This is a genomic window from Bradyrhizobium sp. 142, assembly GCF_023074015.1.
In the GTDB taxonomy this organism is placed as follows: domain Bacteria; phylum Pseudomonadota; class Alphaproteobacteria; order Rhizobiales; family Xanthobacteraceae; genus Bradyrhizobium.
In genome coordinates this window covers 1-13979 of sequence record NZ_JADPKQ010000269.1, presented here as the reverse complement: position 1 = coordinate 13979, position 13979 = coordinate 1, and the positions used below count along the sequence as shown (strand labels likewise).

The window sequence follows — 13979 nt, the reverse complement described above, 5'->3', positions numbered from 1 at the left end:
GCAGGAGCCCGGCACCGCAAACTGTCCGGCACTCTCGCTGGCAGGCAGATGCTGTAGCAAATACCTCGCGGAACGCGGAAGTGGATTTGTCGAATGCGGATTTTGGGTAATGCATCAGAAGCCGTTCGATGCTGTGATGCGACCGGCGGCACCGAAGAGTTCAGGACGATGGCCGAAAATCCCATGAAGGGTTCTCGTACCCTCATCACGGAATTGCAGAGTGAGATCGACAGGGTCATCGGGCCTTATCTGGAAGGCGTCGACGACTTTGCGCTGGTTGACTTCCCGAACCATCCAAATGTGGGAGACAGCGCCATATGGTTGGGTGAAGAGACCTATCTGCAAAAGAAGCTGGGAAGAGCGCCGTCCTACGTGTGCACCTACGACACCTGGGCAAAGGAGGATTTTGAAAGAGCGGTTCCTGCCGGACCTATCCTCATCCATGGCGGCGGCAATTTCGGTGACCTGTGGCCAAGTCATCAGGAGTTTCGTCTCAGGCTTCTATCGGAGTTTCCCGACCGCCAGATCATCCAGTTGCCGCAAACCATACACTTCTCCTCGAAGGCAAGCCTCCAGCGCGCCGCGGACATCATCAACGCTCACAAAAAGTTCCTGATTCTGGTTCGCGACGTGCAAAGTTTGAAGGTCGCCAGAGAGGAATTCACGGCGCCCGTCGATCTCTGTCCGGACATGGCATTTTGCCTGGGGCCGCAGAGCTCGCGAGCGGCAATAACGAGGGATTTATTGCTGCTGCTTCGAACCGATCACGAGAAGGTAGAGCGGCCGCGTTCTCGTCCGCTTCCGAACTTTGCAGTTGTCGAGGACTGGTTGACGGAACAGCGCGGCTTGGGAAAGTGGTTGTTTCTCAGGGCGCTGCTTGAGACGTCCCTTCTCGCGTTCAAAGGCAGGATGCCATCCGAGCTCGACGCGCGCATTCGATGGTTTCACCTTTTGGCGTCGAACCGCGTAGCGCGTGGAATGAAGCAGGTTGGATCGTCGGCCTATGTGATCACGGACCGGCTTCACACGCACATATTTTGCGTGTTGTTAAATGTCCCGCACTCGGTCCTTGACAACAATTATGGAAAGATCAGCACTTTTGTCGACGCCTGGAGCAAGCCCTTCGAGAAGTTGGGCCGACCATTGAGCACGAGTGTGGACGAGGCGGTGGCAACCTTTCTGGATATATGCAAGGGCGCTCCAGCGTCGCCGAATCAAGGATGACGGTCGAGCATCATCTTCCGTCCAAGCGGCCCGCGGGATCGTGCGCGTCGACGGTGAATGCGGTCGCCCTCGTTGTTGTCTGGCCCGCGTTGTTTGTGCAGGAGATTGTCAGGGTGCTGACCCCTGTTGCCGTTGGTGCGCCGGTGATGAGTCCGGTGGAGGCGTCAAAGGAGAGACCCTGCGGTAGTCCTTTAACGGACAGGATTTTCGGCATCATGACGCCGGCGTCGCACTCCCCATAGATATCGTGGCGGTAGCGGTCGCCCGCGGCGGCCGAAAGGGGGCCGGTCGTCATTCGTGGGCCGCGAGTGATGGAAAATCGCAGGGGTTCCATCGTCGAGCCATCAGGCTTGTAGCCATAGACGACCACGTGAGACCGCCCGGCATTGCCTGTGCCGGCGGTGAAGTCAGCCCTGATCGTGCGCGAGGCCGCGTCGTACGAAATTCCAGCCGGGAATTGCGCAAACGTCGTCTGCTCCGCCATGCCTGGTTCGGAGCTGTCGTAGGGTACGATCTGAACGAATTCGGTGACGCTTGCATCACCCCAGAGGGCCTTGGCGCTCGGGAGCACGACCTTGCCGTTGCCGTCATAATCGACATTAAGGCCTTCGACAGAAACCAGCGGCTTCCAATGCGCGACGCCTGCCGTCCGCCAGCCGCGGATCCAGTCCACATCGATATAGGCGGTCGCCGAGCCGGCCCACGCCGCGGCGTCATACGCCTCGCCCGCGAACGTATTGTTGAATATGTGTGACGTCAGCAGCACAAATGAGGGCATATTCTTGGTATTGGAGTCCACGCCAACAAACTGGGACCGAAGGGCACCATCGACGTAGAGCTGGGTGCTTCCGCCGTTTCGAAAGACGAAGCTGAAGACGTGGAACGTATCGTCCATATAGTCGAACGGTCCGGCACTGTTGTCGGTCGAGATTGCCCCCGACGTGTGGACGATATTGCTGAAGTGCATCCCTTGAGAGTTGCACTCCAGATCCCACTCGTTGCCGGTTGGATTGAGCACGGGTGTGACGGAGTAGGTCCAGAATGCTGGATGAAAGCCAGCCGGATTTGTAAGCCTGGAGCTGAACCTGGCACGTATCTCGATGATGACGGCATTGGTGGTCGGGTAGTATGCAAATGCCCCGGCGGTATGAATCATTGCGGAGAGATTTGGGCGGATGCCTCCGTTGATGGACCGGTCGGTCGGTGTAAGGAATGCCTGCTCGCGCACTGTTGCCTTGCGCGCCCCGAGCCGCAGCACTGAACTGGAAACCGACATGTTGTCGAAGCCGACCGCGACGCCGCGGTTACGGTCTTTGTAACCTGTCGTTAGCGGGTCGGCATCAAAGGCTGTCCCTAGCGACGTGGTATTGCCGCGGATGCCTGGATGATAGGCGCCAGTCGGGAAGAACCTGCCCCGAGGGTTTGCCGGACCAACGATGTCGAGGGTCTCGAAATCGTCACCCCAGGACAGCGTATAGCCCGCGTACAACCCGCTGCCATTCTGGCCGACGACGGCGCCACCGACGATCTGGCTGCTTCGCTTGAAGGGCGTGATGGATCGCAGGCGCTGTCGCACACCATCGTTGCTCAGGCCTAGATAAAGTGCTGAGCCAGCAACAAACAACCATGCGACGAACAGTGCTGCCATGGTGCCGTTGATTCGACGCTTTGATGGCATCCACGCCTCTCTTGCCTGACCGTCATGATTTTCGCGGCGTACACATTCACTCGCAAGTGAGGAACCTTCGGTTCGCACCAAGGCGTCCGAATTCGGACCATTCTAATATATAGCCGCAGATGTCGTGCTGACGGGGATAACAATGTGAAACATCGTCGCGAGCATGGCAGCCCTGGGCGCTTGCCTCCTCCTTGTCAGCAGAGACAAGTTCGCGCTAATCATTTCGAGATCATGTGCAATGCGGTTCCAAGTTGACAGCGCAGGACTGACTAATCAATGGGCAGCAATCTCAGAGTTGTGGCGATTAGTTTGGCCGGTTCCCAGCGCCGCGAGCGCGCGAGTGCAAATCTGGACGCGCTTGGTATTCCGTGGACCTTCTTTGATGCCCTGCGTGTGCCAGCCAAGGGGCTCCCGCAATATGATGAAGCGCGGGCCATCCGCTTTTGGGGCAGGGGCCTTTCACGAGCCGAGATCGGCTGCGCAGCGAGCCATATGAGCATCATGGCGCAACTGGGGGCATCAGACACCGACGATTCATGGACACTTGTGGTGGAAGACGATGTTGTTCTCGACGCCGGATTCAGCTTTCGATCGCTTCCGGATATCTGCAAGGCTGCCGACATCGGTTATCTGCGGCTGTATGGGCGACACATGGCGCCGTGCAAGCACGTAGCTTGGCTGGATCAGCGGGAATTGGTGCGGTTTGAGCGCGCGCCAATGGGAACGCAGGCCTATCTGATCTCCAGCCGCGCAGCGCGTCGATTCATCGACAGCGTGACGACGATCCATCGGCCAGTCGACTGGGAGATGGATCGCTTCTGGGCAAATGGGCTGTACAACTATGGCTTGTTTCCATTTCCGTGCCTTGAGCTGACGCTGCCATCGTCGATTGCAAAAGCGGCCGAGACGGTCCGTGAGCCTACTGCGCTTGACAGGGCGGCGTGGTTTGCGTGGAAATCGAAGGAATATGTTCTGCGCTTGTCGGAAAATATTCGCCTTCGCCGGTCCGACAGGCGGATTCGCGTCCGCCTTGCCGGCGTAACCAGTCTTTACGGGCCAATGCCGGAGACAATTCGCAGGATCGAAAGCCTGTGATTGATGCCTAGGCGTGCGATGAGGGTCTGACGAGGCGGGTTGCCTTTGCGCCATCGCGCATTCAGGCGTGCGTGCGTCGGATAACGCTGCCGAACCTCAGGAGCGGCCTCAGGAGTTCTGCTCTGTTGAACCGGAGCATGATCAGCCGGTATGCAAGCCACGATGGACTCAAGAATAACGCAGTGAACCAGACGATATGAGAGGCGGCGGTCCGCCATTGTGTCGTCTCGGTCAGGGCCAGCCATATGCCACGACGCAGAAGCGAGCTCGACGTGTCCGCATCCTCGCCGACATACCTCAGTCTCAATTTACGCGACGCCAGGCGATAGTTGATAAAGACGATCTCGTTATCGATTGGCCTTGCCGATTGCACATGTACCGACTTCCTGTCGCAATGCGCCTTCAGGATATCGAACTCGGCAACGCGAAACCCGATTTGCCTAGGGAAATCGGGAAAGCGCTGCGCGCGGCCCTTCGCGTCGTTCCGGCTGATATTTCGACCATGGAGTCGATATTGCCCCAAGGTTGCCTGCACCGTGACGACGTCCCCGTAAAGAGGCGCAATCGAGTTGAGAGCGCCATCGTATCCGACGGGCGGATTGAGAGGGATGACCTGACGAAGAAACTCTCTGGAATACGCGTTTCCCGACATGACCGGCCAGATGTACGTTCCCGACCGGATAAATTCTGCATGCACGTCCTGTGACGTGTACGATGTCGGAAACGCACAAAATGAGCGTCCAAGAGGCGTGCCAGCGCCGTCGATGAGTGCCAGATTGAATTGAACTTTCGAGAGACCCTCGCGCCAGTGTGCGACGACATTTTCCACTGCTGTCGGCATCAGGATATCGTCCGCATCGAGGAACAGCAGCACATCGCCTGTCGCTTCGCGATACCCAACTTCGAATGCTGCGATGTTGCCTTGATTTGCCTGAAATATGGCTCGAATCCTGTCACCATACCCGGCGATGATCTGACGGGAACCGTCGATCGAGCCATCGTCGACGACAACGATTTCATCCGCTGGGCGCGTCTGATTCAACGCGCTGTCGATTGCCAATCCGACATACCGTTCGTAATTGTAGACTGTTATGACGATGCTAATCTTCAACGTGTGTCGCTCAGGAAATCCGCCAGTGTCACCGAAGGCTATCAATCCATGCGTTGATGAGCCAGAAGTAATTTCACGGTCCGCAAAGCATGGTTGGTGAGACAATCGCATGAAAATCGCTCTGATCGATCCGTCACTGTTTACCTGGCCGTATGATCTTAAATTAGCCAAAGGATTGACCGATATTGGGCATGCAGCCAGCATTGTCGGGCGCCAGCTTGGGCAGAAGCCGTCCGTCGACGAAGTGCGGTTTCTTGACCGGCATTTTTATCCTGGGATGCAGTCGCGCTTTTTCAAGAAACTTCCGCGCAACGTGCAGCTGGGACTGAAGGGTCTCAGTCACGCTGAATCAATGGCTCGGCTGATCAGGCGCTTCAGGAGAGCGCCGCCCGATGTGATCCATTTCCAGTGGGCGCCTCTGGCGATCGTTGACAGCCAGTTCGTTCCCAAGTTCAGAAAGGTCGCGCCAACTGTGCTGACCGTTCATGACTCGAATCCGTTCAACAACAATCCGAGCTCGCGGATACAGCGGATTGGCGCGCTCAAGATTCTGCATTGCTTCGACCATCTTATCGTTCATACGACCGTTGCACGCGATCGCCTATTGGGCGTCGGTATCCCGGACGAGAAAATATCCGTTATCGCGCACGGATTGCTGACGGATCATATCGCCCGACCGGCCGACGAGCCTTCGACCGGGGGCGGGCGCGTTCAAATACTCCTATTCGGCAAGATAAAGCCCTACAAGGGCGTCGACGTCATGCTTCGCGCGCTTGCGCTGCTTCCTCGAGAAGTCAGGAAGCGTTGCGTGGTGAAGGTCGTGGGCTGGCCGGAAATGCCGATGGAGCCGCTGTTTGCGATGGCGAAGGATCTGCAGCTCGAAGAGTATGTCGAATTCGACCTGCGTTTCGTTCCGGAAGATGAAGTCACTTCGCTGGTCGCGCGCGCGGACATCCTGGCTTTTCCGTACCGTGATATCGACGCGTCGGGTGTACTGATGCTGGCGATCGCAGCGGGACGTCCGATTGTCGCGTCGAACCTTGGAACGTTTTCGGAATGGCTGAGCGATCAGGCAGAAGGGACGCTCGTTCCTCCAGATGATCCCGTCGCATTGTCCCGGTCGCTTGAGCGCTTGATCAGCGATCCTGATTATCGAAACTCCAAGAGTCAAGGAATGCTGGATCTCCGCGACTCCGTGCCGACGTGGACCTCGATTGCACGCCTGACCGAGTCCGCCTATGCGAAGGCGGGCCAGCGTGTGGGCGCAGATGCCAGCGCCCAGGTTCTTGAGGCTTCACGAAACTGAAGGGGTCATCTGCCAGGTGGTCTGGCGGATCGACAGGATGCCCCAGAAAAAGCCCAGCGCCCAGGCGAAATGCATCACGACAGCGGCCGGCAAGGCGAGCAGTCCGCAGATTGAGCGATGCTTTCCTGCAATCATCACTGCGGTCAGTGCCAGTATCGCCAGATAGGCCGCCGGCAATGCCAACAGCGCTGGCACCAACGGAGACAGCAGAATGGCGCAAACCGTGAGTGCAACATGAGTGGGCACTAGGAACTGACGCAGTCGCAACGATCCGGGATGCCGTCTCACGGTTCTCGATCGACCGCGACCATAGTTGAAGTATTGCTTCGCCAGGCTCACGAAACCTGATCGCGGTCGATATGAAAGGCGGATGTCCGAATCCAGAAATATCCGGCCGCCGATTGCACGCAGCCTGCAGTCAAACTCTGCATCTTCATTATGAGTGAAGGTTTCGTCGTAACCACCCGCCCTGCGGAACGCGTCAACGGTCATGGCCGCATGATGTCCGTGGTCGACAAAGCCGCTTTGCGTTCCGCCGCGATGTGCCGATCCGCCTGAACCGACCTTCGTGTCCGAGACCCAGGCGACGGCTTTCTGTAGGCAGCCGTCGCCACGCGAGTCCATGGGGACCACGACCGAATCGGATTTGCGCTCGTCCAGGGTCTTAAGGAGGCTCGAAACATAATGAGCCGGATATTCGCAATGGGCGTCACACCGCACCAGGGCCTGCGCGCCCGTACCGTAGACCTGGACGGCCAGATTGACGCCGGCGCTCTGTAGCCGCTGGGGATTATGCAGCAGATTGACGCCGTCAATCTCGCTGGCGAGAGCGCGGACAATGTCAGGCGTCCCATCCGTGCTGCCACCATCTGCAACCACTATTGTGCGGTCTTCGAGGAGACTGTCCCGCGCCAGGTTACGGACAACCGTCTCGATGTGGGACGCCTCGTTCAAGACCGGTATGACGATCAGGACTTTTCTAGACACGGTTTAGCTGCCCACTTGCTTTTTTTGTTCAATCCGTTGGCAGGCGCGGGAACGCTAATTGTTGATGCACGCCAAGGGACAAGCAACAGTCGGCCAAAACAATGGCCAACTCGTGACCTCTCGACTTGGCTTCTTGGTGTCTCGGCAAATGAGCGAGTATGACGACTGAGGTGCCTTAAAACCGGCGATCTATTTTGCGTATCTGCTGTGTACCCGATCGCCTGAAGATCGGAAGCGAACTCGAATGGGAGCTATAAGTGAGAGTTGCTGTTGCCGTCTTCGCCTCATTGCTTGCCGTATCTCATCCTGCATCGGCTGATCCGATGACGCTGGAGTTTTCTTGGCACGGGGCGCAGGGCTGCGTCACGCTCTTCCCAAATCCCGAGATTCGTCTGCGCAACGTTCCTGCAGATGCCACGTTGATGTCGCTCACGCTGGCGCAAGGCGCCCGGGAAATGGGAGGCCAGGACGTCCCGGTTCCCGCTAATGGCATTCTGCCATCGGGGAGAATCCGGACATTCGGTCCTTGCAAGCCCGGTCTATATGAATGGACTGCCCTGGCGAAATCGTCGACTGGGCAAGTTCTGTCCGAAGCGCATCAAGAGCGGTTCTATCCCGCTGGCGAACCCGCAACGGGACAATAGTTTCGCAGCTAGGCGCCGCGCCAAGGACGTGATTGCGTGCGGCCGACGTCTGGCGAGCTCGAGTACCATTGTTGCTGGAAGTTTCGCGATTGGAACCGGAGCCAAGCGCCGCTTCCAGTATCCCGCATAGCAGCACTGATTTCTCGACATTGGAACAAAACGACCGCTCGTCTGCGTTGAAAGCGAGTTGTGTCGAGCTGGTTTCACCCGCCCCCGTATTGACACGTCCTTGAGTGATAGGCGATCCACCTGTCACTAGTTTTGTTCTCCATGCTTCAAATTGTGTCGAATCAATAAGGCCCATTTGAACGTGGTTGTCGTTGGCTGTCGTGCAAGGAGCACGCAAGGGAGCACGCAATTCATGACCACAATCAGCGGCACCGCCGGTGCTGACGTCCTGTTTGGCGGCAGCGGAAACGATCTTCTGACCGGAGGAGCAGGTCAGGATACTTTCGTCATTTCGAAGGGGTATGGCTCCGATACCATCACCGACTTTCAGGCGGGCGTCGGCGGCGACGTGTTGCGGGTGCAGAATTACGGATTTGCGACGTTCGCCACGTTCCTGGCCGCAGCCACGCAAGTGGGCTCCGATACGATCGTAACTCTGTCGTCGACCGAGACGCTTACCCTGCAAAATGTCGCGCTTTCGACTTTGGTTGCAAATAATGTCGCGCTGGATAATCCGCTGCCGGCAAGTGGAACCGCGTGGAACTGGGCGGGTACTGTCCCCGCAGGCGGCACGCTGACCACTGGTGCCACAAATGACGGCATGGAGGCCGGCGGCACGGGCGTGACCCTTATTGGCGGAGCCGGCGATGACACCTATTACGTCTACGACCACAACACCAAGGTCGTCGAGCAGGCTGGAGAAGGTATCGATACGATCCGTGTCTGGAACATCAATGGATACAGCCTCGTCAATGCGCCGAACGTCGAGAACCTGATCCTGACGGATAGCGTTCCGTCTCCCGCCACCGGCAACGATCTCAACAACATCATCATCGGCAACGCCGGCGATAACATGATCGACGGCGGGCGGGGCAACGATGTGCTGACTGGTGGCGCCGGTCGTGACACCTTTGTTGTGACCACGGGCAACGGAAACGACATCGTCACCGACTTTCAGGTGGGCGCGGGCGGGGACATCCTGCAGCTCAACAACACGGGCTTCAAGACATTCGCCGATGTCACGGCGGCGATGAAGCAGGTCAGCACCGACGTTGTCCTGACGATCGCCAGCGGCGAGACAATAACGCTCGAAAACACCAGCCTGCAGAATCTCAAGGCGGCCAATGTAAATATTGTCAGTCCCCTGACAGGATTGGTCCAGACCTTCAACGACGACTTCAACACGCTTTCCGCGGGGCAGGATCCCAGCCTGACCTGGCGAACAAGCTATGCCTGGAGCGGAGCAGCAGGCTACGGGCTGGCTGGCGAGCAGGAAGTGTATGTCGATCCCAGCTTTTCCGGGCTGCCTGCAACGCAGGCATCGACGTCGCTTGGGTTTAATCCTTTCTCGATTCGGGACGGCCACCTTGTCATCACGGCGCAGCCCTTGCCCACGAGTGCCACACCTTATACTGGGAGCGCCATTTTCTCGTCGGGCATGATCTCAACCCAGAACAGCTTTACCCAGACCTACGGCTATTTCGAGATGACGGCCACGCTGCCCAGCACAACCGGCGCGTGGCCGGCGTTTTGGCTGTTGCCCAGCACTGCCAATAATCTCAATACCGAGATCGATGTTCTCGAAGCCTTTGGTCAGGATCCTAGCCAGGCCCACTGGGCCATTCACTCACCGTACGCGCCCGCGACGAATGGCGGGTGGGCAAATACAGCCAACCTGACCACCGGAGAACACACATTTGCGCTCAAATGGACGCCTTACGACCTGACGTTTTTCGTGGACGGGAAGGAGGTCGCACAGCAGGCCACACCCGCCGACATGAATACGGCGATGTACATGATCGCCAATCTCGCGATGGGTGGGAGCTGGCCGGGTAACGCCGCTCCAGGATCGACGGCGACGATGACCATCGATTCGATCGAGGCCTATCAGTTGCCGGAGTACACGCTTGCCAACTACGCTCTTCTCACGAGCGGCACCCCGACCAACACGATCGCGGGAAGCGCGGCTGCGGATACGCTGACCGGCACTTCCGGCAATGATCTGATCGGCGGCGCCGGAGGCCCCGATACCATGACCGGCGGTGGCGGCGACGATACCTACGTGGTGACCGATTCGGCTGCGAAGGTTGTCGAGGCCTATGGCGGAGGCGTCGATACGGTGCGCTCCTCGGTGACGTACGCGCTTTCCAGCTACGTCGAGAATCTGACTCTCACCGGCTCGGCGGCGATCAACGCCAGCGGCAATATCCAGTCCAACATCATCATCGGAAATTCCGCGGCGAACGTTATCACCGGCGGACTCGGTAATGATATTCTGACCGGCGGCGGCGGCGCGGATACCTTCGTAGTCAACTCCGGCGACGGTTCGGACATCATCACCGACTTCTCGCCGGGATCGAGCGCCGGACACGACGTTGTGCAGTTGAACGGCTTTGCCTTCACCTCATTCGCCGACGTGCAGGCGGCGATGAGCCAGGTCGGGGGCGACGTATATCTGAAGCTGACGAGCCAGGATACGCTGGTGTTCCGCAACACGACGATCTCGGCGTTCAGCAGCGACGATTTCCAGTTGCCTGCAACGCTCCCTGTCGGCGGGACAATTACGTCCTGGATCAGCGGAAAAGCGAGCAGCCGCATGGTCTACGGCACCGCGGCGAACGACAAGCTCACGGCGGTGAATATTGATGACACGCTCGTAGGCTGGAAGGGCGACGATACCTATGTCATCGGCAACACGAACCAGAAGATAGTCGAGAATGCGGGCGGCGGCATCGACAGCGTGGAGGCATGGACATCGTACACGCTGCCGGCCAATGTCGAAAATCTGACGCTGTTGATGGGAGGGCTCACCGGCGTCGGCAACCAAATGGCAAACCGCATGGTCGGCTCGAGCGGTGACGACATCCTCGATGGCGCCGGCGGGAATGACTGGCTCTCCGGAGGAGCCGGGAACGATACGTTCATTTACAATGCAGGCAGCGGCAACGATACGATCGCGGATTTCCACGTCTTCACGAGCGCGACTGCCGAACACGACAAGCTGATCCTGAAAGGCTATGACAGCGGCGCCTATTTGACCCATGTGAACGACGTGTGGACCGTTCACTACGCGGGTGGAGCAGATACGCTGCGCATTGCCGGCATCACCAGCTTGACATCGGCCGACTATTCATTCGTGTCCGCGACGAATGTGCCGATTGCCACGACGCCTATCAACGTGCCGACGATCTCGGTCACCAATGACAACGGTTCGATCGCGTCGGGCCTTACCAACTCAAATCACCTGATCCTGACAGGCCACGCGCAGGCAGGTCTGACCGTCGAGGTGTTCGACGGAGCAAATCAGATCGGCACGGCGATCGCCGACAACAATGGCACGTGGAGCTATGCTACGGGAACACTGATCGATGGTAGCCATGCGTTCGCGGCTGCCGCTACGGACGGCGCGGGCAATATCACTGCGCGCTCCGCCAGTGTAGACATCACGATCGACACGGTTGCCCCGACCGTCCCCACGGTCACGTCGTTCTCGCCCGACAGCAATATTGCTGGCGACGGTGTCACCAACGTCAATCACGTAAATCTGGCCGGGACTGCTCAGGCAGGAGGCACGGTGCAGATCTTCGACGGTGCGACGCTGATCGGAACCACGGGCGCCGATGCCAATGGAGCCTGGTCATTTGCGACGGGAACCCTGGCGGACGGCAGCCACGTCTTTACGGCCAAGGCCGCGGATGCCGCCGGCAATCTCAGCGCGCCCTCGGCCGCTTTGAACGTAACGACGGATACGGCTGCACCAATTGCGCCGACCATCGTATCGGGCGCACCCGCGGCTTCGAACAGCATGATCATTTCCGGTACCGCGGAAGCCGGAAGCTCGGTGAAATTGTACGAAGGTTCGAGCTTGCTCGGCACAGGTGTGGCGGGGACCAATGGCGCCTGGAACATCACGACCGGGTCGCTTACGCAAGGTCTACATAAGTTCACCGGGACCGCAACTGATGTGGCTGGCAATCTGAGTGCGCTCTCGAACGCCTTCAGCCCGACAGTCGGTACGGTGATTGAAGCGGCCGGTATGACAACGCTCACCCAAGTGGGAAGCTACTTCTATCTGTCGACTGGCGGCTCATCGGTTCTGCTTAAGAATGGCGGAGCGGCGGTTGTTGCGGGGCAGCTGGGCTCATGGGTGCCGGTCGGTGCGGAAGCATCATCGAGCGGCTACCTTGTCGCCTGGAAGATTCCTTCCACCGGACAGTTCGCGATCTGGGACACCGACAGCAACGGCAATTTCGTATCCAATTATCTGAACAAGGTGTCCAGCACCGACCCGGCGCTTGAATCAAGCGAGACTCTCTTCCACCAGGATCTCAACGGCGATGGAGTGATTGGTCTTCCACCAGCGTCCCAGCCGGTTTCAGGCACGACGATCGAGGCGTCCGGCTCGACTAGCCTGGTTCTGGTCGGCAAGAATTATTTGCTCGACTCGATGGCCAGCGGCACTGGGCCGAGCTTGAAATCTGGTGGTATCGCGGTTGTGTCCGGACAATTCGGCGTATGGACGCCGGTAGGCGTGGAGCAGACGTCCAGCGGTTATGACGTGGCCTGGAAGATCCCGGCCACGGGCGAACTCTGTGTGTGGACCACGGACAGCAATGGCAACTATATATCGAATCTCCTGAACAAGGTGTCCCCGACCGACCCTTCTCTTAAAGCGGTCGAGACGACTTTTTTTCAGGACCTCAATGGCGATGGCGTGATCAATACGTCATCGACCGTCCTCAAAATCTCCGGAAATGTCGTATTGAGCCTGGGCAATATGACGCAGGCCGCAACGCTCGACGCCGGCGCCACACTCGAATTGTCGGGCGCTGCTTCGGGATCGATCACCTTCAAAGCGTCGACAGGCAATCTGGTGCTGGACCACGCCGCGCAATTTACGGGGACGCTGATCGGTCTGACGGGCGATGGCACAGCCGCCAATTCCAACCATATCGACCTGAAGGACATCGCGTACGGAGCGGGAACGTCGGCGTCGTTTTCCGGCAACACAGCCGGTGGCGTGTTGACCGTGGTCGATGCGCAAAATCACACCGCACAGATTTCGTTGGTCGGTGACTACACAAAGTCGACGTTCAATATCTCAAATGACGGAAATGGCGGCACGCTGGTCATCGATCCTCCGAAGGCCAGCTTTGATTTCGCGTCCGTTCCGGCGTCGCAGCCCAGTGCGACTGCAGCGGCTGTCATGGCGGCGCGCCTGGGAAGCGACGGTTTTGTTTTCGAGCAGTCCGCCGCCTCGAAGGGCGCCTATGAGTTCGTTAGCGAGGCGTTCCATGAATCGGCAGGGATAACGCCTGTTTTGGAGGCCACTCGCCCGGAGGCCGACCTCAGCCTTCATCAGGCCGACCTCGTTCACGCGGTGGCTCCCATCGATGCCCATCTGGCGGAATTGCACAACTTCCTCCTTCGCTGAAGGTCTTTGCGAACCGGATGACTGCGGGCGTGAACCGTCAATCGACCTGATCAGATCGGCAGGGCGAATTCAGCAAGGTGAACTCAATCGCTGCTCAGCGCGCATTGGGTCTGACTGCTGTTAAGGTTCCGGTCTGCTGACAGCCCCGGCTTGCGGCGGTTCCTGCAGCCCGGGGCCTAGCCTGCATTTCTCACAGTGCTGACTGATTTTACAACGCGGGTTTGATGGATCAGTGTACTCGTCCGAGGACGGCCGTCTTGCGAGTTCATCCGGTCTGTAGCTGACTGTCGGTATGGATATCCTTACTGATAGTCGCCAAGTGCGTCGCCTTG

The 13979-nt window shown here is 58.5% G+C and carries 8 protein-coding genes; 5 read left to right on the top strand and 3 right to left on the bottom strand.

The genetic code is table 11. The annotated features are described in order from the left end of the window. Positions 1-93: 93 nt before the first annotated feature. On the top strand, positions 94-1224 hold the full coding sequence (locus IVA82_RS23970; protein WP_247386983.1) for a polysaccharide pyruvyl transferase family protein: 1131 nt from the start codon (positions 94-96) through the stop codon (positions 1222-1224). A gap of 10 nt (positions 1225-1234) precedes the next feature. Here the strand turns inward: IVA82_RS23970 and IVA82_RS23965 are convergent, their stop codons facing one another. Further along, positions 1235-2902, bottom strand: a complete 1668-nt coding sequence (locus tag IVA82_RS23965) for a putative Ig domain-containing protein (protein ID WP_247493588.1) — start codon at positions 2900-2902, stop codon at positions 1235-1237. 276 nt (positions 2903-3178) lie between these two features. On the opposite strand from IVA82_RS23965, the gene IVA82_RS23960 reads away from it, so the two are divergent. After that, positions 3179-3997 (top strand): glycosyltransferase family 25 protein, encoded by an 819-nt coding sequence (locus tag IVA82_RS23960; protein WP_247386981.1) that lies wholly within the window; start codon positions 3179-3181, stop codon positions 3995-3997. Between the two features lie 61 nt (positions 3998-4058). On the opposite strand, the gene IVA82_RS23955 is transcribed toward IVA82_RS23960, so the two are convergent. Next, positions 4059-5108: a glycosyltransferase gene (locus tag IVA82_RS23955; protein ID WP_247386980.1), complete on the bottom strand. Its 1050-nt coding sequence runs from the start codon at positions 5106-5108 to the stop codon at positions 4059-4061. A 109-nt stretch (positions 5109-5217) separates the two neighbouring features. On the opposite strand from IVA82_RS23955, the gene IVA82_RS23950 reads away from it, so the two are divergent. Further along, entirely contained in the window at positions 5218-6414 is a 1197-nt protein-coding gene (locus IVA82_RS23950) for a glycosyltransferase (RefSeq protein ID WP_247386979.1), read from the top strand. On the opposite strand, the gene IVA82_RS23945 is transcribed toward IVA82_RS23950, so the two are convergent. Continuing rightward, the gene (locus IVA82_RS23945; protein ID WP_247386978.1) at positions 6403-7401 is read right to left on the bottom strand and encodes a glycosyltransferase family 2 protein; all 999 of its coding nucleotides are present in this window, start codon (positions 7399-7401) and stop codon (positions 6403-6405) included. The genes IVA82_RS23950 and IVA82_RS23945 overlap by 12 nt on opposite strands. A gap of 257 nt (positions 7402-7658) precedes the next feature. Between IVA82_RS23945 and IVA82_RS23940 the strand changes: the two genes are divergently transcribed. Then, on the top strand, positions 7659-8045 hold the full coding sequence (locus tag IVA82_RS23940; RefSeq protein ID WP_247386977.1) for a hypothetical protein: 387 nt from the start codon (positions 7659-7661) through the stop codon (positions 8043-8045). A gap of 361 nt (positions 8046-8406) precedes the next feature. Then, the gene (locus tag IVA82_RS23935; RefSeq protein ID WP_247386976.1) at positions 8407-13647 is read left to right on the top strand and encodes an Ig-like domain-containing protein; all 5241 of its coding nucleotides are present in this window, start codon (positions 8407-8409) and stop codon (positions 13645-13647) included. Positions 13648-13979: the final 332 nt, after the last annotated feature.